26 protein-coding genes are annotated in these 22,932 nt (G+C 65.6%); 5 read left to right on the forward strand and 21 right to left on the reverse strand.

Annotation, left to right across the window (positions count from 1 at the left end):
* Positions 1-84 precede the first annotated feature (84 nt).
* The gene (locus SPR01S_RS06790; protein ID WP_245661901.1) at positions 85-1,881 is read left to right on the forward strand and encodes an AcrB/AcrD/AcrF family protein; all 1,797 of its coding nucleotides are present in this window, start codon (positions 85-87) and stop codon (positions 1,879-1,881) included.
* Between the two features lie 111 nt (positions 1,882-1,992).
* Here the strand turns inward: SPR01S_RS06790 and SPR01S_RS06795 are convergent, their stop codons facing one another.
* From SPR01S_RS06795 to SPR01S_RS06840, 9 genes are all read right to left on the reverse strand, one after another.
* The gene (locus SPR01S_RS06795; protein WP_066586929.1) at positions 1,993-2,619 is read right to left on the reverse strand and encodes a MarC family protein; all 627 of its coding nucleotides are present in this window, start codon (positions 2,617-2,619) and stop codon (positions 1,993-1,995) included.
* On the reverse strand, positions 2,616-3,230 hold the full coding sequence (locus SPR01S_RS06800; RefSeq protein ID WP_066586931.1) for a hypothetical protein: 615 nt from the start codon (positions 3,228-3,230) through the stop codon (positions 2,616-2,618). The genes SPR01S_RS06795 and SPR01S_RS06800 overlap by 4 nt, the downstream gene beginning before the upstream one ends.
* Entirely contained in the window at positions 3,227-4,123 is an 897-nt protein-coding gene (gene folD / locus SPR01S_RS06805) for a bifunctional methylenetetrahydrofolate dehydrogenase/methenyltetrahydrofolate cyclohydrolase FolD (protein WP_066586933.1), read from the reverse strand. Before folD ends, SPR01S_RS06800 begins: the two co-directional genes overlap by 4 nt.
* The gene (locus tag SPR01S_RS06810; RefSeq protein ID WP_369405262.1) at positions 4,120-4,476 is read right to left on the reverse strand and encodes a DUF167 domain-containing protein; all 357 of its coding nucleotides are present in this window, start codon (positions 4,474-4,476) and stop codon (positions 4,120-4,122) included. The genes folD and SPR01S_RS06810 overlap by 4 nt, the downstream gene beginning before the upstream one ends.
* Positions 4,416-4,718 carry a YggT family protein gene (locus SPR01S_RS06815; RefSeq protein WP_066586935.1) on the reverse strand — a complete coding sequence of 101 codons (303 nt, stop codon included), beginning with the start codon at positions 4,716-4,718 and terminating at the stop codon, positions 4,416-4,418. Before SPR01S_RS06815 ends, SPR01S_RS06810 begins: the two co-directional genes overlap by 61 nt.
* 63 nt (positions 4,719-4,781) lie before the next feature.
* Positions 4,782-5,681, reverse strand: a complete 900-nt coding sequence (gene argB / locus SPR01S_RS06820; RefSeq protein ID WP_066587081.1) for an acetylglutamate kinase — start codon at positions 5,679-5,681, stop codon at positions 4,782-4,784.
* Between the two features lie 301 nt (positions 5,682-5,982).
* Positions 5,983-6,636 carry a queuosine precursor transporter gene (locus SPR01S_RS06830; protein WP_066586941.1) on the reverse strand — a complete coding sequence of 218 codons (654 nt, stop codon included), beginning with the start codon at positions 6,634-6,636 and terminating at the stop codon, positions 5,983-5,985.
* A 75-nt stretch (positions 6,637-6,711) separates the two neighbouring features.
* Positions 6,712-7,116, reverse strand: coding sequence for a hypothetical protein (locus tag SPR01S_RS06835; RefSeq protein WP_169803390.1), 405 nt, complete (start codon positions 7,114-7,116; stop codon positions 6,712-6,714).
* A gap of 293 nt (positions 7,117-7,409) precedes the next feature.
* Complete coding sequence (locus SPR01S_RS06840) at positions 7,410-7,859, reverse strand: hypothetical protein (protein WP_157082017.1); 450 nt, start codon at positions 7,857-7,859, stop codon at positions 7,410-7,412.
* 252 nt (positions 7,860-8,111) lie between these two features.
* Here SPR01S_RS06840 and SPR01S_RS06845 point away from each other — a divergent pair, with 252 nt between their 5' ends.
* Positions 8,112-9,419 (forward strand): NupC/NupG family nucleoside CNT transporter, encoded by a 1,308-nt coding sequence (locus SPR01S_RS06845; protein ID WP_066586949.1) that lies wholly within the window; start codon positions 8,112-8,114, stop codon positions 9,417-9,419.
* Positions 9,420-9,438: 19 nt separating this feature from the next.
* Here the strand turns inward: SPR01S_RS06845 and SPR01S_RS06850 are convergent, their stop codons facing one another.
* The 10 genes from SPR01S_RS06850 to gluQRS all read right to left on the reverse strand — a co-directional run bounded on the left by SPR01S_RS06850 (position 9,439) and on the right by gluQRS (position 16,922).
* Positions 9,439-10,308, reverse strand: a complete 870-nt coding sequence (locus SPR01S_RS06850) for a 3-hydroxyacyl-CoA dehydrogenase NAD-binding domain-containing protein (protein WP_066586951.1) — start codon at positions 10,306-10,308, stop codon at positions 9,439-9,441.
* 79 nt (positions 10,309-10,387) lie between these two features.
* The gene (locus tag SPR01S_RS06855) at positions 10,388-11,149 is read right to left on the reverse strand and encodes a class I SAM-dependent methyltransferase (RefSeq protein ID WP_245661902.1); all 762 of its coding nucleotides are present in this window, start codon (positions 11,147-11,149) and stop codon (positions 10,388-10,390) included.
* Positions 11,150-11,160: 11 nt separating this feature from the next.
* Positions 11,161-12,138 carry an L-histidine N(alpha)-methyltransferase gene (gene egtD / locus SPR01S_RS06860; protein ID WP_066586958.1) on the reverse strand — a complete coding sequence of 326 codons (978 nt, stop codon included), beginning with the start codon at positions 12,136-12,138 and terminating at the stop codon, positions 11,161-11,163.
* A 33-nt stretch (positions 12,139-12,171) separates the two neighbouring features.
* Complete coding sequence (gene egtB / locus SPR01S_RS06865) at positions 12,172-13,431, reverse strand: ergothioneine biosynthesis protein EgtB (RefSeq protein ID WP_066586961.1); 1,260 nt, start codon at positions 13,429-13,431, stop codon at positions 12,172-12,174.
* A gap of 74 nt (positions 13,432-13,505) precedes the next feature.
* On the reverse strand, positions 13,506-14,066 hold the full coding sequence (locus tag SPR01S_RS06870) for a cob(I)yrinic acid a,c-diamide adenosyltransferase (protein ID WP_066586964.1): 561 nt from the start codon (positions 14,064-14,066) through the stop codon (positions 13,506-13,508).
* A gap of 11 nt (positions 14,067-14,077) precedes the next feature.
* Positions 14,078-14,311, reverse strand: coding sequence for a twin transmembrane helix small protein (locus tag SPR01S_RS06875; RefSeq protein WP_066586966.1), 234 nt, complete (start codon positions 14,309-14,311; stop codon positions 14,078-14,080).
* A gap of 127 nt (positions 14,312-14,438) precedes the next feature.
* Entirely contained in the window at positions 14,439-14,918 is a 480-nt protein-coding gene (locus SPR01S_RS06880; RefSeq protein WP_157082019.1) for a hypothetical protein, read from the reverse strand.
* Positions 14,919-15,020: 102 nt separating this feature from the next.
* Positions 15,021-15,665: a hypothetical protein gene (locus SPR01S_RS06885; protein ID WP_066586970.1), complete on the reverse strand. Its 645-nt coding sequence runs from the start codon at positions 15,663-15,665 to the stop codon at positions 15,021-15,023.
* Complete coding sequence (locus SPR01S_RS06890) at positions 15,662-15,964, reverse strand: PadR family transcriptional regulator (RefSeq protein WP_066586977.1); 303 nt, start codon at positions 15,962-15,964, stop codon at positions 15,662-15,664. Before SPR01S_RS06890 ends, SPR01S_RS06885 begins: the two co-directional genes overlap by 4 nt.
* Positions 15,965-16,058: 94 nt before the next feature.
* Positions 16,059-16,922, reverse strand: a complete 864-nt coding sequence (gene gluQRS / locus SPR01S_RS06895) for a tRNA glutamyl-Q(34) synthetase GluQRS (protein ID WP_066586979.1) — start codon at positions 16,920-16,922, stop codon at positions 16,059-16,061.
* A gap of 92 nt (positions 16,923-17,014) precedes the next feature.
* Between gluQRS and SPR01S_RS06900 the strand changes: the two genes are divergently transcribed.
* The 3 genes from SPR01S_RS06900 (at position 17,015) to SPR01S_RS21940 (ending at position 21,606) form a co-directional block, all read left to right on the forward strand.
* Entirely contained in the window at positions 17,015-17,581 is a 567-nt protein-coding gene (locus tag SPR01S_RS06900; RefSeq protein ID WP_066587088.1) for an HNH endonuclease, read from the forward strand.
* Positions 17,582-17,847: 266 nt separating this feature from the next.
* Positions 17,848-20,517, forward strand: coding sequence for a phosphoenolpyruvate carboxylase (gene ppc / locus SPR01S_RS06905; protein ID WP_066586982.1), 2,670 nt, complete (start codon positions 17,848-17,850; stop codon positions 20,515-20,517).
* Positions 20,518-20,616: 99 nt separating this feature from the next.
* Complete coding sequence (locus tag SPR01S_RS21940; RefSeq protein WP_245661903.1) at positions 20,617-21,606, forward strand: cell wall hydrolase; 990 nt, start codon at positions 20,617-20,619, stop codon at positions 21,604-21,606.
* 135 nt (positions 21,607-21,741) lie between these two features.
* Here SPR01S_RS21940 and SPR01S_RS06915 read toward each other — a convergent pair whose 3' ends face one another.
* Both SPR01S_RS06915 and SPR01S_RS06920 read right to left on the reverse strand, forming a co-directional pair.
* The gene (locus tag SPR01S_RS06915) at positions 21,742-22,227 is read right to left on the reverse strand and encodes a methylated-DNA--[protein]-cysteine S-methyltransferase (RefSeq protein ID WP_066586988.1); all 486 of its coding nucleotides are present in this window, start codon (positions 22,225-22,227) and stop codon (positions 21,742-21,744) included.
* A 91-nt stretch (positions 22,228-22,318) separates the two neighbouring features.
* Positions 22,319-22,894 (reverse strand): cytochrome b, encoded by a 576-nt coding sequence (locus SPR01S_RS06920; protein WP_066586990.1) that lies wholly within the window; start codon positions 22,892-22,894, stop codon positions 22,319-22,321.
* Between the last annotated feature and the right edge of the window lie 38 nt (positions 22,895-22,932).

Raw genomic sequence — 22,932 nt, forward strand, 5'->3', positions numbered from 1 at the left:
TCGATTTGTTTGAGAATTGCCGTCACAGCCTTGCCCAGAGCGTGGGCGCCCCCCTAAAGCGCTCGGAGGCGCGAGGGAAGCATTTTGAGCAAGATCGAAAGCTGGTGGTCCGACCTGGTCGCTGAACTCGACCGGCACTGGATCAAATACGCGCTGCTCGCCTGGTTCATCGTCGGCTTGTGGTATTTCGTCAGCGCCTGGCCGCAGATTCGCTCGCTGGGGCTGGGCGACACCGACGACAATATGCGGCTGATGCAGGTCCGCGCGCTGCTCAACGGGCAGGGCTGGTACGACCTGCGCGATTATTATCTCAATCCGCCGGGCGGCTTCGACATTCACTGGAGCCGTATCGTCGACTTGCCGATTGCGGGCCTGATCCTGATCCTGCGGCCGTTCATCGGCACGCCCTGGGCGGAGCGGGTGGCGTGCGGCATCGCGCCGCTGTTGCCGCTGTCGATCGCGTTCATCGGCCTGGGCGCGACCGTCCGGCGGCTGGTCAGCCCGCACGCCTGGCCATTGGCGATGGCGCTATTGGTCTGTGCGTGCACGCCGACGATGCTGATGTTCGCGCCCGACCGCATCGATCACCATGGCTGGCAGCTGGCGATGCTCAGCCTGACCGTCGCCGGTTTGTGTGACCCCAAGGGTGCGCGCGGCGGCGTGATCGTCGGGCTGGCGAGCGCGGTCAGCATCTCGATCGGTCTGGAAATGCTGCCTTACGCCGCGATGGCGGGGGCGATCATCGCGCTGCAATGGATCTGGGATCGCGGCGAGGCGCGGCGCGTCGCCGCTTATGGCGTCAGCCTGGCGAGTGGCACCGCGCTCGGCTACGGCGCGTTTGCTTCCTACGCCAATTCGGTGATGCGCTGCGACGCGCTGACGCCGGTCTATCTGACCGTGATGCTGGTGGCGGGCGGCTTGCTCTTCGTCCTGGCTTGGTTGAGCCCGGCGTCGCGTTGGGCGCGGCTCGGCCTCGCGTTTGCCGCCGGCGCGGTGATCGTCGCGGGTTTCGCCTGGCTGTTCCCGCAATGCCTGGGGCGGCCCGAACAGGCGTCGCCCGAACTGGTGCGCAACTGGCTCGACAATGTGCGCGAGGCCAAACCGATCTATCAGCATCCCTTCCGCCAGGCGTTCCCGATCGTGACCTTGCCGATCATCGGCCTGCTGGGTGCGGCGATCGCGACCAGGCGTGCCATCACCGATCGCGCGCCCATCATGGTCGGCTGGTCGGCCGTGACCCTGTTCACCCTGTTCGCGTGCCTGATGCTGTTGTGGCAGACGCGCGCGGGCCCGGCGGCGCAATTGCTCGCGGTGCCGGGCGCGGCGGCGCTGATCTGGGTCGCGGTGCCGTTGCTGCTCGACAGCCCCAATTTGCTGGTCCGCGTGCTCGGCCCGGTCGTGGTGGTGCTGGTCGCGTCGGGCATGTTCAGCGGACTGTCGCTACGGTTCTTGCCGATCGACAAGCCGGACGCCCGCATGACGACGATCAACCGCGCGAGCGCACGATGCCCTGCCATCAGCAGCCTCGCGCCACTCAATCGATATCCCAGCGCGACGATCTTCAGCTTCGTCGATCTCGGGCCGCGGATCATCGTCGTCACGCATCACAAGGCGGTGGCGGGCCCCTATCACCGCAACGGCGACGCGATCCTCGACGTCCAGCATGCCTTTGGCGGATCGCCCGATCAGTTCCGCGCGATCGCGAGGAAGCATGGCGCGACGATGCTGCTGGTCTGTCCGAACATGGCTGAATCGACGATCTATCGCGCGCGCAACCCAGGCGGGTTCTATGATCGCCTGGCCAAGGGCGAGATGTTCGCGTTCCTCGAGCCGCTTGAATTGCCGAGGAACTCGCCGCTGCGGTTGTTCCGGATCAAATAGGCGCGTCCGTTCCCCAGCACGCCCATCCGTCACGCAAGCGAAAGCTGGGGTCTCCAGCGATGGCGCGATACGGCTTGAGACCCCAACTTTCGCTGGGGTGACGGTTATGGGTCAGCTCAGCCCCAGGCTGATCCGGATGCCGTCGATCACGAATTGCACCGCCAGCGCGCCGAGCAATACGCCCAGGATGCGCGTGATGACCGCCTCTATCCGCGCACCGAGCAACCGCATCAACGGCCCGGCGGCAAGCAGCGCTACCAGGGTCAGCGCCAGGATCGTCGCCAGCGCGGCGAGCACGGCCGCCACCTTCTCGAGCCCGTGATTGCGGCTCATCATCAACATGACCGATGCGATCGAGCCCGGCCCCGCGATCATCGGCATGGCCATCGGGAAGATCGAGACATCTTCGACTTCGGGCGTCTGCGCGATCTTGGCGGCGCGGTCCTCGCGGCGTTCGGTGCGCTTTTCGAACACCATTTCGAGCGCGATCAGGAACAGCATGATGCCGCCGGCGATGCGGAACGCAGACAGGCTGACGCCCAGCGCCTTGAGCATCGCCTCGCCGACCCCCGCGAACACGAACAGGATGATCGCCGCGACCAGCACGGCGCGAATCGCCATCGACCGGCGCTGGGCCGGTGTCGCGCCGTTGGTCAGGCCGGCATAGATCGGCGCGCAGCCGGGCGGGTCGATGACGACGAAGAAGGTGACGAGCGCGGAAAGATAGAGCTCGATCATCCCGCAGTGGTCCGGTCGGCAATGACCTGCTTCATCCGATGGCCGTCCCACAGCCACACGTCCAAGCTTTGCCCGCCATCCGGGGCAACGTGCCAGCGCCACGCGAGCGTGCGATCGTCGGATTGGCCTTCGCCCGTCTCGCCATCACGATAGCGTACGGCTGCTACCGTCGTCGGACGGCCTTTGCATGCTGCACGCGTCACGCGCGGCCGGTCGCCGGCAGCGCGTGGGCTGGCCAAGGTATCGCCTCTATCGACCAGCCATTTCCATTCGCCGCCGGCCTGTCGCGCCCAGATCGTCGAGAAATAGCCTTTGGCCTTGGCCCAGCCGCGGATCCACGGGCCGGTATTGGCCGCGTGGGCGCCGTCGCACGACACGAAACTGTCGGCGGCCCACCACATCACCGAATTGGGGGGATCCTTGCGATCCTTCAGCCATGCTTGTGCTTTGGTCGGCTGGGGCAGGAACATAACCGCATCGTCGTCCGCCCAGCGCCGAAACGCGGTCCATTGCCCTTCGATCTGTGCATCGCGAGCGAAGGATCGCTCGGCGTCGGCCGCGCTGTGTGGGGCGGCGCTCGATGCCGCCAGCATTAGCAGCAGCGGGATCACCAGGCGTCCTTGTCGTAGGACACGTCCTCACGGCGATGCGCGGATATCATCGTATTCCTTAGCAACACCGCGATCGTCATCGGGCCGACTCCGCCCGGTACTGGCGTGATTGCCCCCGCGACGCTCAGTGCGCCGGCGAAGTCGACATCACCGACCAGCCGGCCGTTGCTGCCGCCGGGTTGCGCCGGCTCGCGATTGATGCCGACGTCGATCACGCAAGCGCCCGGCTTGATCCACTCGCCCTTGACCATTTCGGGCCGTCCGACCGCCGCCACGACGATGTCGGCGCGCTTGACCACGCTCGACAGATCGCGGGTCTTCGAATGCGCCACGGTGACCGTGCAGCTTTCCTTGACGAGGAGCTGCGCCATCGGCTTGCCGACGATGTTCGACCGCCCGATCACCACCGCGTCGAGGCCGGCGAGGTCACCCAGTTGATCCTTGAGCAGCATCAGGCAGCCGAGCGGCGTGCACGGCACGAATCCTTCGAGCCCGGTCGCCAGCCGCCCGGCATTGACTGGGTGGAAGCCGTCGACATCCTTGTCGGGATCGATCCGCGTGATCACCGCGCGCTCGTCGATATGTCCGGGCAGCGGCAGCTGCACCAGGATGCCGTCCACCGCGGGATCGGCGTTGAGTTGGTCGACCAGCGCCAGCAGGTCGGCTTGAGACGTATGCGCGGACAGCTTGTGTTCAAAGCTCGCCATGCCTGCGGCGACGGTCGCCTTGTGCTTGTTGCGGACATAGACGGCCGAGGCGGGATCCTCGCCGACCAGGACGACCGCGAGGCCGGGCACGCGTCCCGTCGCCTCGCGAAACGTCGCGACCTGGGTTGCGATCCGCTCGCGCAATCCCAGCGCGAATGCTTTGCCATCGATGATGTTCGCCGTCATGGCTCGGCCTGATAGAGCGCAGCGGCGATCTTCGCCAGCGCTTCGGCGTCCCCGGCGATCGCCAGCCGCTTCAATCTCGCGCGATCGCCGGCAATCAACCGCACGTCGCGCTTGGCGAGACCGAAATGCTTCGCGACGAGCTCGATCAGCGCGGCGTTGGCGGCACCGTCGACCGGCGGCGAGTTGAGCCGTGCCAAGGCATGGCCCGGCCCAGACGAGAGTTCATTGCGGGACGATCGCGGCGTCACGCGCACCGCGATCTCGATTCCCTCTGGTGTCGTGCGCCAGCCGCTCAGAGCGCGCCCGCGCCGACCCACCACAAAGCCAGCCGCCCGATCGCGATCTGCAGGCACCAGATGATCAGCAAGACGACCAGCGGCGACAGATCGAGCGCCCCGAAATCGGGCATGATGCGCCGGATCGGCCGATAGAATGGCTCGGTGATGCGATCGAGCGCCATCCAGATGGCACGCACGGTGTCGTTATGCGTGTTGATGACGTTGAACGAGATCAGCCAGGACAGGATCGCCTGGATGATGATGATCCACTGCGCGACGGTCAGCAGGACCTGCAGGATACTGAGGATGGTAATCAAGTTCTTCTCCGGGGTGCGGCCCTGTCCGTATCGATATAGGAACGAACCGGCTGCGAACAGCCCTCAGGCGCGAACCAGCGTGCCGGCGCCGCGCCGGGTGAAGATTTCGAGCAGCATGCCGTGCGGCACGCGGCCGTCCAGGATGACCGCCGCCTCGACGCCCGCCTCGACCGCGGCGACACAGGTGTCGACCTTGGGAATCATCCCGCCGGAGATGGTGCCGTCGGCCTTCATCGCCTCGATCGCCGCGCGATCGAGATCGGTCTGGAGGTCGCCTGCCTTGTCGAGCACGCCGGCGACGTCGGTCAGCAGGAAGAAGCGCGTGGCGCCCAGCGCGCCGGCGATCGCGCCCGCCATCGTGTCGGCGTTGATATTGTAGGTCTCGCCATCCTCGCCCAACGCGACCGGGGCGACGATCGGGATGAAGCCGTCGCGCGCCAGATTCTTGAGGATCGACGGATCGACCTTCACCGGCTCGCCGACAAAGCCCAGGTCGACGTGGCGTTCGATCCCCGAATTGCGGTCGGGCTCGGTGCGGGTGACCTTTTCAGCGATCACCAAATTGGCGTCCTTGCCCGAAATGCCGACCGCGCGGCCGCCGAGCGCGGCGATCCAGCCGACGATTTCCTTGTTGATCTTGCCGGCCAGGACCATCTCGGCGACTTCGGCGGTGGCGGCGTCGGTGACGCGCAGGCCGCCGATGAATTCGGATTCGACGCCCAGCCGCTTGAGCATCGCGCCGATCTGCGGCCCGCCGCCATGGACGACCACCGGGTTGATGCCGACCGCCTTCAACAGCACCACATCCTCGGCGAAGTCACGCTGCGCCTCGGGATCGCCCATAGCGTGGCCGCCATATTTGATCACGAAGGTCTGGCCCGCATAACGCTGCATGTACGGCAGCGCCTCGACGAGCGTTTCGGCCTTGGCGAGCAATTGGGGCGAAGGGGAATGGTCGGTCATGGGGCGCGCCATACTCATTCCTTCACCTCAGCGAAAGCTGACGCTTGAGCGGGATGAGCGCGATCGGGTGAAGGAAGAGTCCTTCTTCTCCCTCCCGCTTGCGGGAGGGGTCGGGGGAGGGCCTGTCTATAAGTCGACGCGCTATGAACATGCCCTCCCCCAGCCCCTCCCGCAAGCGGGAGGGGAATGCGTTCCGAAGCGCGCGTCGGATACGGCAGAATTCTGTCGCCTGATCGTCCTGCGAGCGAGACGTTATAAAGAGAAAGCTGCCAGCTTTCGCTGGCACGGCGACTGGGGCGGCTCAGGCGCGATCGAGCTTCCTGCCCAGCGCAACGAAGCCGGTGATCAGGAACGGCACCAGCACGATCGACAGCACGATCTTGGTCAGCATCTGCCCTTCCATCAACTGGAGGATCGGGCGCTCGCCGTAAAAGGAGATGGTGATGAACAACAGGGTATCAACAATCTGGCTGATCACGCTCGCCACCATGCCGCGGAACCAGACCAGACGGCCCTTGCCCTCCTGACCCTTGAGCTTGGAGAAGATGAAGACGTTGAGCGTCTGCGACGTGCCATAGGAGACGAAGCCCGCCAGCATCATCCGCACGCTCTGGCCGACGACGATCGGGAAAGCGTCGATCGCCGGCGGATACATGCCAGGATCATGCGGCAGTGCGAGAACGATCTGGATCAAAGCGGCCGAGGTGAATAAAGGCACGAAGCCCAGCCGGACGAGCATCGTCGCGGTCTTCTGCCCATGAATTTCGGCAACCGCGCTCGACAAGACGACGAGCAGCAGGAAGCCGAAAATGCCGGCCTCGACCGCGAGCGGCCCCAGCGCGACCTGTTTGACGCCGAGCACGCCCGCCATGCAGACCATGCCGCCATAGAGGATCGAAAAGACGAAGAGCGAACGAGGCAGCTTTACCTCTGGGGCGGTAGCGGGTGTTTCCATGCCGCGCGACGCTAGCGGCAATTCCGCCAACGTCAAACGGCCCGATCGACAGCGATCGACCGGGCCGCCCCCTGGTCACTTCAGACGCTTGTTGCAGGCGCTCCAATATTGCGGCCAGGTCTGGCCGGGCGTGATCTTGCCGGCGGCCTTGTCGGCCTTCCACTGATTGCCGCACTCGTGCTGGCGAGACGCGGTCGCGGTCTGCGCCGCGCTGCGAGGACGCTTGGCGCCAGTCAGCGTGGCTGGCTTGTCGCCGCTAACGGCGGCGGGTTCGTTGGCGGCGGATTTGGGCAGCGTGCCGCGGCATTGCGCGAGGAACTGCATCCAAGTCTGTCCGGCGGGCAGCGTGCCGGCGACCTTCGCTTCGCGGTATTTCGCGCCGCAAATCTTCATCGGATTATCGGCGGCCAGCGCCGGGGTCGCCAGCACACCGAGTCCTGCAATCGTGATCGCGGCCATCGCGCTTTTCAATATCATCATCCCACGTCCTTCCTTTGCGGCTCGCTCGCCGGAGGCGGTGGCCGACCGGAGGATACCGGCGGCCGTGGGATGGGAAATATCGCACTCGGGGCACCCGAGTCCTCGATTACCTCCAAAATCGATCATTTTGTTCGGCATTCGTTCCCGGCTCGGGCCGGTAACTGAGATGCGCACCGTTGGGGGCACCTAGAAGGAAAGAGGCGGGAGGCCGCTCTGCGGCGCCAGACCCAAGCCTGCCGAGAACTCTCTGTAAACAGCCCGGCCGGTTGCCGCCGGCCGGGCGCTTGGAGCAGTTATTTCATACGCTTGTTGCACGCGCTCCAATATTGCGGCCAGGTCTGTCCGGCCGGAATCTTGCCGGCGGCTTTTGCCGCGCGGTATTGCGCGCCGCATTGACGCTCGCGCGCATACATAGCAGCCTGAGCAGGGCTCGGCTGGCCGGGCGTCTTGGGCGGTTTGGCCACAGCGACCCGCGTCGGAGCCGGTTTCGTCACGACGACCGGCTTGGCGGCGACCATCGGCTTCGCTGGTATCGTCACCGCGGCGGGCTTGGGCAAGGATGCGCGGCATTGCGCCAGATACTGGCTCCAGGTCTGGCCCGCGGGCAACGTCTTGGCGGTCTTGGCGGCCTGATATTTGGCGCCGCACACCTTCATCGCATTGTCAGCGGCGAACGCGGGAGCGGCCGTGCCGATCCCCGCCAACATCGCCGCAGCCAAAGCCATTTTCATGATATGGGTCATCTTCCATGCTCCCTCGCAGGCGCCCATAGCCACGCGGCCCGGGCTGCCGCCTTATACGGCGTGATCCCGCAAACATGAACGCCAGATGACTGAGCCTTTATCATCGAGGGCAGCCTAACTGCATCGGGATGCGGGGGCTGTCCTAGTCAGTTTTTTGCCGTCATAGTTGCGTACAAATCGACCGATCCCATGAGAGCGCGTGCGGCATTGCTGCCGTATCGTTCATGGGAGGCAGTGGGGGCTTATTCGAGAATGCAACGTTTCCTGATCGGCATTGCCGGTATCGCCGTGATTCTGGGGATCGCGCTGCTGCTATCGACCAATCGCCGCGCGATCCGCTTGCGTGTTGTCGGCGCGGCCTTCGCGCTGCAAGCGTTGATCGCCGTGCTTGTACTGTATGTCCCGGCGGGCAAGGCGGTGCTGGCTTGGATGTCCGGGGGCGTTGCCAATCTGCTCGGTTACGCCAAGGCCGGCGTGGACTTCATCTTCGGCCCACTCGCCTCCGATGCGATCGGCGGACACAGCTTTGCCATCTCCGCGCTGCCGGTGATCATCTTCTTCGCTGCGCTCGTCTCGATCCTCTATTACCTCAACATCATGCAGTTCGTCGTCCGCTGGATCGGCGGTGCGATCGAAAAGGTAATCGGCGTCAGCAAGGTCGAATCGCTCTGCGCGGCCGCCAACATCTTCGTTGGCCAGTCCGAATCGCCGCTGGTCATCCGCCCTTATCTCGCCAACCTGACTCCGGCGCAGCTGTTCACCGTAATGACCAGCGGTATGGCGGGCGTCGCAGGTACGATCCTGGCCGCCTATGCTTCGATGGGGATCAGCATCGACTATCTGCTGGCGGCAAGCTTCATGGCGGCGCCTGGCGGCATCCTGATGGCCAAGATCATCATGCCCGACACCGTGTCGCTGGCTGTCGAAGACGCGGTGATCGACTTGCCCGAGGCGAGGATCAGCGGCCAGGGCCCGGCCGCCTTGCTGCCCGAAGGAGGCACGCCCGGCGAGCCGCTGCCCGAAGCGACGCACGACGAGGAAAAGCCCGCCAACATCATCATGGCTGCGGCACAGGGAGCGCAGACGGGCGTGCGGCTAGCGGTCGCGGTCGGCGCGATGGTGCTGGCGTTCGTGGCGCTGGTCGCTCTCGCCAACGGCATGCTGACTGGAATCGGCCATTGGTTCGGGATTGCCAACCTGACGTTCCAGGGCCTGCTCGGCTATATCTTCAAGCCGGTCATGTACCTGCTCAACGTGCCATGGAACGAAGCAGGCGCCGCCGGCGGATTCTTTGGCGAGAAGATCGTGCTCAACGAATTCGTCGCCTATATCGACCTGGGCAAGGTGCAGGCCCAGCTCAGCCCGCGCACAGTCGCGGTGGTGACGTTCGCCTTGTGCGGTTTCGCCAATTTCTCGTCGATCGCGATTCAGATGGCGGTGACCGGCGGGCTCGCCCCCAATCAGCGGCCGATGATCGCCAAGCTGGGCCTGCGCGCACTGGCCGCGGGCAGCCTCGCCAATCTGATGTCGGCGGCCCTGGCCGGATTGCTGATCTCGTAGGAGTCGCAGCCTTGAGCGGTCACCGTGTCGGCACCGGCTCCGCGCCCGAATAATCGTAGAAGCCGCGCCCGGCCTTGCGGCCGTACCAGCCGGCTTCGACATATTTGACCAGCAAGGGCGCGGGACGGAACTTGGGATCGCCGGTCCCTTCGAACAGCACGCGGGTGATCTCCAGGCAGGTGTCGAGCCCGATGAAATCGGCGAGCGTGAGCGGTCCCATCGGATGGTTGAGCCCGAGCTGGCAAGCGAGGTCGATGTCGCGGATCGTCGCCACGCCTTCACCGAGCGCGAAACACGCCTCGTTGAGCATCGGCATCAGGATGCGATTGACGATGAAGCCAGGCGCGTCGTTGGCGCGGACGACCTGCTTGCCCAGCGCTGCGGCATAGGTTTCGATCAACGTCACCGTCTCATCGCTGGTCGCGAGGCCGCGGATGATCTCGATCAGGCCCATAACCGGCACGGGATTGAAGAAGTGGACGCCGATGAAGCGCTTGGCATCAGGCGTCGCCTGGGCGAGGCGGGTGATCGGGATCGACGAGGTGTTCGAGGCGAGCACCGCGGTCGTGCCGAGCACCTTGCCCACCTCTGCGAAGATGGCGCGCTTGATCTCTTCGCGCTCGGTCGCCGCCTCGATGATCAGCCCGCATTTGCCCATCGCCGACGGGCCCTCGATCGTCTCGATCCGCGCGAGCGTCTGATCGGCAACTTCCGCGGTGATCTTTTCCTTCGACACGGCGCGCGCGAGTTGCGCGGCGATGCCCGATTTGCCCGCGTCGGCGCGCTCCTTGGAGACATCGGCCAGCAGCACGTGATAGCCGGCTTGTGCCGACACCTGCGCGATCCCTGCGCCCATCTGTCCCGCCCCGATCACGCCCACGCTTTGCATGTCACTTCCTCGCAAATGATTCCGCGGCCGAGGCCGATGTGGTTCGCCCTAGCCATAGCGATGGGCGCGCGGCAACCGGTCAGTCGATCCGGCGGCAATCGTAGGCGTGAGTCACATAGGGAAAGCGTAGCTTGTGCTTGCCGGCCAGCTCAGGCGTCGCGGCGATCATCGCGCGGACTTCTTCGACCAGGGCGGCCCGGCGATCATCTGGCAAAGCGGCGATGAAACTCGTCGACAATGTGCGGCCGATTATGACCTCCTCGGCCGCCCCGGCGTGATCGTAGCGCATCGTGGTTTCGTGGAGAGGTGAGAAGCCCGGCGCTGGGAATATGGCGCGCCATGCCTGGGACTTCTGGCGAGGAGCATCGTCCTGGTAGCGATCGGTGATCTCCGACAATCGCCGCACCCAAGGCACTTCGACGTCGCGCACGTTCCAGATCAGCCCGAGCGTCCCGCCCGGTCGTAATATTCTGCGGAACTCGGCCAGCGCTTGCGGGGTGGCGAACCAATGGAAGGCCGTGGCGCAGATCACGGCATCGACCGATTCCGCGGCGACCGGCAACGCTTCGGCGGTGGCGATAGCGGTCGCGACGCCCGGCACTGTCGACGCCAGATGGACAAGCATCTCGGCCACGGGGTCGGTGGCGAGTACCATGGCGCCGGTTTCGACGAGCAGGCGGGTGAACAGCCCGGTTCCGGCGCCGACTTCGACCACGCGGCTGTCCGGCCCGATTCCCATCCGGTCGCGCAGCCAGTCGAGCGCCTCGCCCGGATAGGCCGGGCGACTGGCGGCGTAAACGTCCGCGCCGTCCGCGAAACCGGTCGCGGCGGCGCGATGCACGCCGGCCGTCGTCACGGCGCGGGGCGCGGCGGCTGGGCCTCGGCAAGGTAGAGTGCGAACTGATCGTCGGGATCGGTCCATTCGGCGATCGGCGTCCAGCCCCCCGAGCGCAGCAACAGACGCGCGTCGCGCCGGCCGTATTTGTGGCTGTTCTCGGTGTGAATCGTCTCGCCCGCCGACATTTCGAATGGCCGGCCTTCGACCGTGAACACCACGTCGCGCACGGCCTCCAAGTGCATTTCGATCCGTGCGCGATCGTCGTTCCAGATCGCACGGTGGCGGAACGCGTCGATCGGGATCGTCCCGTCGAGCTCGCGATTGATCCGCTCGAGCAGGTTGAGATTGAACTGCGCGGTGACTCCGGCAGCATCGTCATAAGCGCGTTCGAGCACGCCCACGTCCTTGATCCGGTCCATCCCGATCAGCAGCATCGCTCCTTCGCCGAGCGAGGCGCGCATTGCACGCAGCAGGTCGGTCGACGACAAGGGGATCATGTTGCCGATCGTCGATCCGGGGAAGAAGCCCAGCTTGGGCGCCGTATGGACCTGATGCGGCAACGCGATCGGTTTCAGGAAGTCCGCCTCGACCGGGAAAACCGGCAGGCCGGGGAATCGCTCGCACAGCGCGCGCGAGGATTCGCGCAGGAAATCGCCCGAAATGTCGATAGGGACATAGGCGGAAGGATCGAGCGCCTGGAGCACGATCGGTGTCTTGGTCGACGATCCCGATCCGAATTCGACCATGGCCCGGCCCGGCCCGACGCGCTCGGAGATCTCTCCGGCGACCGAGCGCAGCAGCGCGGTCTCGGTCCGCGTCGGGTAATATTCGGGCAATTCGGTAATCGCCTCGAACAATTCCGAGCCGCGATGATCATAGAACCAGCGCGCCGGAATCGCGCGCGGCCGCCGGGTCAGCCCGTCGATCACGTCGGCGCGAAAGGCGGGATCCGCGAAACTTCGGGTGCCGTCCTCGATTTCCTGTTTGAGCATCAGATATCCTTTGCGGGCCGGCGCCGTGACAAATCAAACGTCCTTGGCAAGGCGCACGCCGGTGAACTGCCAGCGCTGATGGGGATAGAAGAAGTTGCGGTAACTGGCGCGAGCATGGCCGCGCGGCGTGGCGCAGGATCCGCCACGCAGCACGAACTGCCCGCTCATGAACTTGCCGTTATACTCGCCGACCGCGCCCTCTGCCGCGCGGAAGCCCGGATAGGGACGATAGGCACTGCCGGTCCATTCCCAGACGTCGCCGAAAAAGGCGGGGCCGCCGGGCGAGGGGCGCGGTTCGACAGGTCCCGCGACGTCCAGCTGGTTGCCGCTGTCGGGATCGTATCCGGCCGCCGCCGATTCCCATTCCATCTCGGTCGGCAATCGCGCGCCGGCCCAGCTGGCATAAGCATCGGCCTCGAAGAAGCTGATATGGGTGACCGGCGCCGCCGGGTCGATCGGGCGGCGGCCGTCTAGCCCGAAGCGCGTCCAGGTGCCGTCGCTTCGCCCCCAATAAAGCGGCGCTTCTATCCCCTCGCGCTGTACCCAGGCCCAACCGTCCGACAGCCAATGGCGCGGCTCGCTATAGCCGCCGTCGGCAATGAACGCCGCCCACTCGCCATTGGTCACGGTACGGTCCGCGATGGCGTGAGGGTGAAGCAGGGTGCTGTGCCTGGGACCTTCGCAATCGAACGCGAAATGCGGGCTGTCATGGCCGATCTCGACCACGCCGCCGGCATGCTCGATCCAGCCCGGCGCACCGGGCATGCCAACCGGTACCTTGCGCGCGCCGGGCCAGATCGCCGGCTCGATCGGATTTTCCGAAAACAGATGAAGGATGTCGGTCAGCAGCAATTCCTGGTGCTGCTCCTCGTGATGACAGCCGAGCCGGACCAGTTCGCGCGCCTCTTCCGGCAATGTCGGCAAGGCGGCGGCCAGAGCGGCGTCGACCGCGGCGCGATAGGTCAGTACCTCATCCAGGCTCGGCCGCGTCACCATGCCGCGGCGCGCGCGGCTGTGGCGACGGCCCTCGGCTTCGTAATAGCTGTTGAACAGGAACGGGAAGCGCTCGTCGTGGAGCGTGTAGCCGGACACGAAGTCGCGCAGCACGAACGTCTCGAAGAACCAGGTGGTGTGCGCCAGGTGCCATTTGGCCGGCGACGCATCCTCCATCGACTGGACCGTCGCGTCCGCATCCGACAGCGGCGCGACCAGCGCCACGCTCAGGTCCCTAACGGCCGCATAACGGGCGCCGAGCGCTTCCGGAGTCGGGCGGAGGCCAAGTCGCGTTCTCATTATGTTCCTCTTTTCGGTCGTTTCGCCGACGGAGTCAATCGCTCAGATAGGAATTATGGGCCAATGCCCAAGGGTTATTGACGCGATGCGCCAGGAACCCAGAGAACGTCGCTGGCGCCGGAATTGTTCAATCGCCGCGCCGCGACGAACAGCCAGTCGGACAGGCGGTTGATGTAGGTCAACGCCTTGCGATTGAGCGCAGTGTCGGTTGAAGCGGCGACCGCGCTGCGCTCGGCACGGCGAACGATTGCGCGCGCCAGATGGAGCTGCGCCGCACCGGCCGCGCCGCCGGGCAGGACGAAACTCGTCAGCGGCGACAGTGAAGCGTTCATCGCGTCGATCTCGCGCTCGAGCCGCTCGATCTGCTCCTCTGTCACGCGCAACCCGCCTTCCATATCGAGCGGGGTCGCGAGATCGGCGCCGAGGTCGAACAATTCGTTCTGGATACGCCGCAAGGCGCTTGCGGTGCCGTCATCGTCGATCGCCGCCAACGCCACGCCGATCGCACTGTTCGCCTCATCGACGTCACCGATCGCCGCCATCAACGGATCGGCCTTGGAAATCCGCCCGCCGCCGACCAAGCCGGTCGTGCCGTCGTCACCCGTACGCGTGTAGATTTTGTTGAGTTTGACCAATGGTCAGTTGCTCAATGCTGGCGGCCGACGAGCAACAGCAACAGCACCGCGATCAGGATCGCGACCGCCTGGAAAATGATGCGGTACATCATCATCTGGTTCGACCGCAGCGAGGTCGCGCTGGGTCCGTCGCCGCTTTTCACATCATCGGTCGCGCCCTTGAGGAACAGGACGACGCCGCGGACCAGGGCAACGACGGTCGCGATCATCGCGGCGATGAGCAGCAGGGCGAGGAAGACGGTCATGGGACCTATCTAGGCTCCGCCGGGCGCGAAGCCAATGGGCGCAATGAACGAGAGGCAGCTTGCGAGAGCCGTGCGGTGCCGTGGCGGTTCGCGGGGCGCGCACTTCCTCCGCAAGCTGTCTCAGATGTCATCGAATCCAGCGGAAGCGCCGGACGGTCGGCTTTCCGTCCGCGCCGACGACGGTCGCACTCTCGATCATTTCCTTGCCGTCCGGCGACACCGTATAGACCCTGACCGAACCGAGATTGCCGCTCTTGCTCAGTCCCATGACCAGCACGTTCGGCTGGGGGGTAGTCATCGCGACACTGTCGGCCTCCGTCTGGTCGCCTGCGATCGGGACGGCCTGGCCGTCGAGGCGCTCCTGCGATGTCATGCGGCGGGCGCTGCCGTCCTTCGCCGTGATCACATAGGTGGTGTTCCACATGCCCTCGCCGGCGTCGGCGAATTCGGCGGTCACGCTGGCGGGACGAGCCTCGACCGGGATCGTCATCGACCCGGTGTCGAGAGTCCATCGACCAAGGATAGGCGAGGCCGAGGGTTGCGGTGCCGGCGCCGATGCGGTGGGCATCGCCATGGCGAGGGCGATCATCGCTAGGGGCAAATTCATCTCTTCTCTCCATTCACGCTGTATTGAACGAAAGGCGCACGTTCTCGACGGACCGCGGGCGGCCCGGTGCAGTTCACATGGTGCAGGCAAAAATTTCGGAAGTTACGCCGCGGGCGTCCCGGGCGGAGCGCCGGCGAAAATATGCGCCTGCCACCGGTGCAGCTGCCAGATCGCCACGAGTTCGATCGTGAGCACGGCCGCCGGCAGCAGCAGGAACGCCATGTCGAGGAACAACACGCCGGTGAACAGGAAGAGAGTGACCGTGGCGGCGCTGTTCACGCGCGCGAGAGTGGCGACGCGGTCCCAATTCCTCTCCAGGACGAACCACGGCATCAGCACATGCCCGGCGACGATACCCCAGACGAGCACCGCCAGGGCCGGGGCGAAACCGCGGTTCCAAGGCGTGAGCAATGGCTGATGTTCGCCTGCGCCGGCGAACCAGCCGGCTATCCCGGCATGGCCGGTCGGCAGGAAGGGAAACCCGGCCGCCGTGCCCACCATCAATAGCGCGGCGAGCGGGAGCAGGCCTAGCGCGACGGCGTGGCTGGTCAGCGCGAACCGACCCTCCTCATGCTTCGGCATCTCGCGCAGCGCGCCGATCAGGCAACCCGCTGCAAAGGTCAGCGGCTTGCCATGGTCGATGGCGGCGTCCAGTTCGCCGCGCATCGCCAGCGCCCAGTCGCGGCGATCATCGCCGAGGCAGGCTTCCGCCAGCGCCATAACGGCACGCGCCAGGATCGCCGTCATACGGATACCTCCTTGAAACCGGATGAGGCGCGCTCATCGGCCGTTGCTCTCGCCAGCGCGAGGCCCTGCGCCGTCAGCCGATAGGCATGGCGTGCGGGCCGGCCGGGTTGCGCCGGCTCACGCCATTCCGCCTCGACCAGACCCTGATCGGTCATCCGCATCAGCAACGGGTAGAGCGTGCCCGACAGCAGGCCGGTTTCCTTGATGATGTCATAGCCATGGCGCCACTCGTTCGGCGTCACGGACAGCGCGTCGAGGAGCCGGAGCATTTGTTTGGAGGGGCGACGAGCGGTGGCCATGGGGTAAATACAACATATGTAGATTTAGGAGTCAAGCCGGCGCCGGAGGACAAGGGCGCCACGCATCCACAATGCTCTGTTGGAACTGCGAGCACTAGCGATCGAAGGAAAATCCGGCAGGAAGCGTGCCGGCGCGCAGCGCGTTGGCGAGGGCCACGCCGTCCATTCCCTGCGCGCGCCAGTCGGCCAGCGTCGGCGCTCCATGCCGCTTGGCGAGGCGATTGCCCGGGGTGTCCAACACCAGGGCGTGATGGCGATAGACCGGCTCGGGCAGGCCGAGCACGGCCTGAAGCAAGCGGTGGGCATGGGTCGAGGGCATGATATCGCGACCGCGCACCACATGGGTCACGCCTTGCGCGGCGTCGTCGACCACTACGGCGAGATGATAACTGGCCGGGCGGTCCTTGCCCTTGAGCACGAGGTCCCCAAGCATCAGCGGCTCGACCGGCATGGTGCCGGCGACTTCGTCGGTCCAGGTGAGCGCTCCGGCGTGCCGCGCGGCTTCGCCGGCGTCGAGCCGCCACGCAAACGGCTCGCCCGCCATCCGCGCCTCGCGTGTAGCGGGATCGATCGAGCGGCAGGTGCCGGGATAGAGCGGCCCGTCGGGACCATGCGGTGCATGCAGGCTGGCGGCAACTTCGCGCGCGATCTCGGCGCGGGTGCAGAAACAGGGATAAGCCAGGCCGTCGTCGCGCAAGCGGTCGAGTGCGGCGTCATACAGCGCCAGGCGGTCGGACTGGACCGTCATCTCGTCCCAGCCGAGCCCCAGCCATTCGAGATCCTGCAGGATCCCGGCGACGTGTTCGGGCCGCGAGCGCGTCACATCGGTATCCTCGATCCGCAGCAGGAAGCGCCCGCCATGGTCGCGGGCGCGGTCATGCGCCTGGATCGCCGACCAGGCGTGACCCAAATGCAACCCCCCGGTGGGACTCGGCGCGAAACGGCTGACGATCACCAATCCGGCCCTTGACCGCGAGTCGCGCGCTGTGCTGTCATCATGGCGTCATCCTGATCGGCTTTACGCTCGCCAGGAAAGCGATGGGGGAAAGCGTGTTTCATCCCGACCTGATGCGACATCCGGACAGTTGTCCCGCGTTGGTGCTGAACGCCGACTATACGCCGCTCAGCTATTACCCGCTCTCCGTCTGGCCATGGCAGACCGCCGTCAAGGCGGTCTTTTTGGATCGGGTCGACATCGTCGCGCATTACGAGCGCGAGGTGCGCAGCCCCAATTTCGCGCTGAAGCTGCCCAGCGTCATCGCGCTCAAGCAATATGTCCGGCCGAGCCAGTTCCCGGCTTTCACGCGGTTCAACCTGTTCCTGCGCGACCGTTTCCAGTGCCAATATTGCGGCACCCACAAGGATCTCACCTTCGATCACGTCATCCCGCGTGCTTATGGCGGCCGCACGACCTGGGAGAATGTCGCAACTGCCTGCGCGCCGTGCAACCTGCGCAAGGGCGGCCGCACGCCGGCCGAAGCCAAGATGCCGCTCCATGTCGAGCCGATCCGTCCGACCAGCTGGCAATTGCAGGAACATGGCCGCAGTTTCCCGCCGAACCATCTGCACGATACCTGGCACGACTGGTTGTATTGGGATGTCGAGTTGGAGGCCTAGGGCCTTTTCCGCACAAATACATCGTCGTCCCTGCGAAAGCGGGGACCCATCTCGTGTGCGCACCGTTGCTACAACCGCTGTGAAGCGCCGCTTGCTGAGGAGCTGGGTCCCCGCGTGCGCGGGGATGACGCATGAGGTTAGTTTGTGCGCCGCCGTGCCATGCAAACGTATGCATCCTCCTGCGCGCGATATTGGAATAAAATGCCATGAATGGGTCCGATAACGAAACGATTGACCCGACTCGCGCTGCGGTGCAGCAAGCTGACATGGCTGACCTCCCCACCATCACCAACAATCCCGACGTGCGTTTCCTGGGCAAATTGCTCGGCGACGTGATTCGCGCTTATGGCGGCGACGCGCTGTTCAAGCGCACCGAATATATCCGCTCGGCCTCAGTCGACCGCCATCGCGGCGTCGGCGGGGACGTCGATCTCGGGCTGGACCGCCTGTCGCTGGACGAGACGTTGGATTTCGTTCGCGGCTTCATGCTGTTCTCGATGCTCGCCAATCTGGCTGAGGACCGTCAGGGCGTCGCGGCCGAACCGGGCGCGGATGTCGCGGCGGCGCTGCAGCGGCTGGCCGATCAGGGGATCGGCAAGGACAAGGTCATGCGTCTGCTCGACCATGCCCTGGTCGCGCCCGTGCTGACCGCGCACCCGACCGAAGTGCGGCGCAAGTCGATGATCGACCATCGCAACCGCATCGCCCAGCTGATGGCGTTGCGCGACCGCAAGATCGCGACGACTCCCGAAGGAGACGATGTCGAGCAGGCGATCGCGCGGCAGATCGCCTTGTTGTGGCAGACGCGCGTGCTGCGGCGCGAGCGGCTTTACGTCGCGGATGAGGTGGAAACCGCGCTGTCCTATCTGCGCGACGTGTTCCTGCCGGTGTTGCCCGGCCTGTACCAGCGCTGGGACCGCGCGCTCGGCGAACGCACGCCGAGCTTCCTCAAGCCGGGAAGCTGGATCGGCGGCGACCGCGACGGCAATCCCAATGTCGTCGCGGAATCGCTCACCGCCGCACTGGCGCGATCCTGCGAGGCGGTGCTCGATTATTATCTAGACGCGGTTCACGCGCTCGGCGCCGAATTGTCGATCTCGACCGATCATACGCGAGTCAGCGACGAGCTGCTCCAGCTGGCGGCGGCGAGCGGGGATGATGCGCCGAGCCGCAACGACGAGCCGTATCGCCGCGCGTTGTCCGGTGTCTATGCCCGCCTGGCCGCGACTCACCGCGCGCTCACGGGCAAGCCCGCACCGCGGCCCGCCGCTCTAAAGGGCGAGCCTTATGCCGATCCGCAGGCACTGCGCCGCGATCTGGTGACGATCGCGCATGCACTGGCGGAAGAGGGCGCGGGGCCGCTCGCCTCGGGCGGCGCACTCGGCCGGCTGATCCGCGCGGTGGATACGTTCGGCTTTCATCTGGCGACACTCGACCTGCGCCAGAACAGCGCGGTCCACGAACGCACCGTCGCCGAATTGCTCAAGGTCGCCGGCGTCGAGCCGGACTATCTCGTGCTCGACGAAGCCGCGCGGGTGGCCCTGCTGCGCCGCGAACTCGCCAATGTCCGCCCGTTGGTCAGCCCTTATGCGGCCTATAGCGCCGACACCGCCTCCGAACTCGCGATCCTGCGCGCGGCGGCCGAGGCGCATGGCAAATACGGGCCGGCCTGTATCCGCCAATATATCGTCTCGATGGCGATGTCGGTCAGCGACCTGCTCGAAGTCCATCTGATGCTGAAGGAAGTCGGGCTCTATGTCCCCGGCGACCCGCCCAGCGCCGCGATCATGGCGGTGCCGCTGTTCGAGACGGTCGGTGACCTCGAGGCGGCGCCGGCGATCATGGCCGAATGGTTCGCGCTGCCCGAAATCGCCGGGCTCGCGGTCGAGCGCGGCGTCCAGGAAGTGATGATCGGCTATTCCGACTCGAACAAGGACGGCGGCTACCTGACCTCTACCTGGCAATTGAGCCGCGCGTCCGAAGCGCTCGAACCGGTGTTCGAGATGGCGCATGTCGGCATGCAATTGTTCCATGGCCGCGGCGGTGCGGTCGGCCGGGGCGGTGGGTCGTCCTTCGCCGCAATCCAGGCGCAACCGCGGGGATCGGTTCAGGGGCGTATCCGCATCACCGAACAGGGCGAAGTGATCGCCGCCAAATACGGCACCGCCGAAAGCGCCAAGACCAATCTCGAGGCGATGGCCGCCGCGACCTTGCTCGCCAGCCTGGCGCCGTCCGCTTTGTCCGATGCCGATCACAAAAGGTTCGGGGCGGCGATGGACGAATTGTCGGCCACCGCGTTCAAGGCGTATCGCGGGCTGGTCTACGAGACGGAGGGCTTCCGCACTTTCTTCCGCGAAATGACCCCGATCGCGGAGATCGCCAACCTCAAGATCGGCAGCCGCCCGGCAAGCCGCAAGAAGTCCGACGCGATCGAGGATCTGCGTGCCATTCCCTGGGTGTTCAGCTGGGCGCAGGCGCGTGTGATGCTGCCGGGCTGGTACGGTGTCGGCCAGGCGCTGGCGGCATTCGAGGACAAATCATTGCTGCGCGAAATGGCGCAAGCTTGGCCGTTCTTCGCGGCGACGCTCGACAATATGGAGCAGGTGATCACCAAATCGGACATGGCGATTGCCGAACGCTATTGCTCGCTGGTCAAGGACCGCGCGTTGGCCGACGCGATCTTCCCGCGCATCCGCAATGGCTGGGAATTGGCGCGCGACGGTCTGCTCGACGCGACCGGCCAGTCGCGGCTGCTCGAAAAGAATCCCGGGCTCGATGCCTCGATCCGCTTGCGCCTGCCCTATATCGAGCCGCTCAACCTGCTCCAGATCGAGTTGATGAAGCGCCATCGCGCGGGCGAAGGCGATCCGCGGATCGGCGAGGGCATCCTGTTGTCGATCAACGCCATCGCCACGGCGCTGAGGAATTCGGGCTAGCCAAGACGCTGAAATCGCCGGCGAGTTCCCTTCTTAACCTGCTACTAACCCTGATTGTCTAACCCGTCGCCCGTGAAGCGGCGGTGGGTTCTCCTCAGATTGCGCGCGCCCGCGGGCCTCGGCCTGCTGGCGATGGCCGCATCATGCCTGCCGCAGGCCGAGCTGCCGCAGCGGCTGGAGGCGCGGCCGATCGCGACCGTCACCATGATCAACAAGCTGGCGCTCGACCTGCCCGCGGACATCGCCGCCAAGCTTCCGGCGCTGGTCGACACGAGTGGCCCGGTCACCGCGATTGCCGCCGCGCAGCCCTTGCTCGCTTTATCGGCGACGCGCAGCCCCGACGATGCCGCGCGCGCGATCGAGTGCCTGACCGCCGCGGTCTATTATGAAGCGCGGTCGCAAAACGACGATGGCCAGCGCGCGGTCGCCCAGGTCGTGCTCAATCGTGTGCGCGATCGCGCCTTTCCCGACAGCGTCTGCGGCGTGGTCTATCAGGGATCAACCCGGCGCACCGGGTGCCAGTTCAGCTTTACCTGCGACGGATCGATGGCGTTTCGCCGCGATCCCGCATCCTGGGCGCATGCGCGGGATATCGCGGTGTCGGCGCTTTCGGGACAAGTCTATGCCCCGATCGGGTCGGCCACTTTCTATCACGCCAATTACGTTTTGCCCTGGTGGGCATCGAGCATGGATCGCGTCGCGACGGTCGGCGCGCATATATTCTACCGCTGGCGCGGCGGGCTCGAAGGTGCGCTCGCCAACAGCCAGAATTATTCGGGGCTCGAGCCCAGCCTGACCGGCCGTACCAGTCCCTGGCCCAGCAGCGAGGGCGGCGTGGCCGTCGCCGGTGCCGGGGGATATGACGCGGGCGAAATCGTCTCGGGCGTCATGGTCCATCGCGGGGGCTCGACGCCGCCCGCGCCGGTCGCCGCGGCGCTGTCCGCGCCGGTGCCGGTGGCGCCGCTGCCGATGGGCAAGCACATCCGAGTCGGCGGAGGCCCCCGTTCCGAAAGCGGCGTTCGCGTCCATCGCGGCGTGGGGCTGGCGGACATCAGTGACGTGCCGGCCGCTCTTCCCGCCGCTGATTAAGGCATCACGCGGCGCGCAAGGCTGCGTGCGGTTTCCGCCAAGCCGCCCCTAACGACCCGATGCTGGTTTCAATCCGTAGCGCAATTCGGCTCGAGATCTCAGCTTTCGCTGGGATGACGGAGGGACATTGGCGTTCTAGGCCGCTGCGCCTTCAAGCTCTAGTAGGAAGGCCTTGCCCTCCAAGCCACCGGCAAAGCCCGTAAGCGTGCCGTTGGTGCCGATCACGCGGTGGCATGGCGCGACGATCGAGATCGGGTTCTTGCCGTTCGCCGCACCCACCGCGCGGAACGCGGTCGGGCGACCGAGCTGGCGCGCGATCTCGGCATAGGACCGCGTCTCGCCGAACGGGATGGTCAGCAATGCCGCCCACACGCTCTTCTGGAAATCGGTGCCGTGGAAATCGAGCGGCAGGTCGAAACGCGTGCGCGTGCCGGCGAAATACTCGCCCAGTTGGCGCACCGTCTCGATCAGCACCGGATGCTCGGGCTGTTCGGTCATCGTACCCAGCCGGACACGATCGGGGTCGTCATTCTCCCACAGGATCGCGGCCAGCCCGCGCTCGCTCGCGACGAGCTTGAGCATGCCAACCGGGGAAGCGAAGCAGGTATAGGCAAAGGTCATGGCTTGGTCCTTCGTAGCTTGGACCAAGGATCTAGGCGCGCCGCCGACCGCCGGCTTCCCGGGCTTTGCGCTCAATGTGCTTTCACCAATCTCAGCGCCCGATTCCCATACGTTGCAGTTCCTTATGCCCTTCCATTTGATGCTTGATCGCTCCGGCCAGGTGCAGGACGACTAAAAGATAGACCAGCTTGGCGATCAGCTCATGTGCCTCACCGAAGGTGGAATGGATCCACTCCTTGGTGTCGGGCGCCATTGTCATGATGAAGCCCAGCCGCGGCCATTCGAACGTGCCGAAGAACAGCATCGGGTGCGTCGCCGCATCCTTCCACGCCGAATCCATCACCCATCCGGTGATCGGCATCGCCAGGATGACGAAATACAGTCCCCAATGGACGATATGCGCTGTCGTCCGCTCCCATGGCTTGTAGCTGGCCGGGTAGGGCGGCGGCTTGTGCCCTATCCGCCATAGCAGGCGCAGGATGGCGAGGCCCAGGATGGTGATGCCGATCGACTTGTGACTGTCGATCATCGGTCGGACATATTCGCCGATCGCGTCATTATGGTCGCCGAGCGGCCAGATCCAGGCGAGGGCGACGTTGATCACCACGCCGATCGCGATCAGCCAGTGCAACCAGATCGCGGTTTTCGTGAACCGTTCGCTCTCCACGACGTACTCCCTAACGCATTGGCAATCAGGCTAGTGCG

It is taken from the genome of Sphingomonas pruni NBRC 15498, assembly GCF_001598455.1.
Lineage (GTDB): Bacteria > Pseudomonadota > Alphaproteobacteria > Sphingomonadales > Sphingomonadaceae > Sphingomonas > Sphingomonas pruni.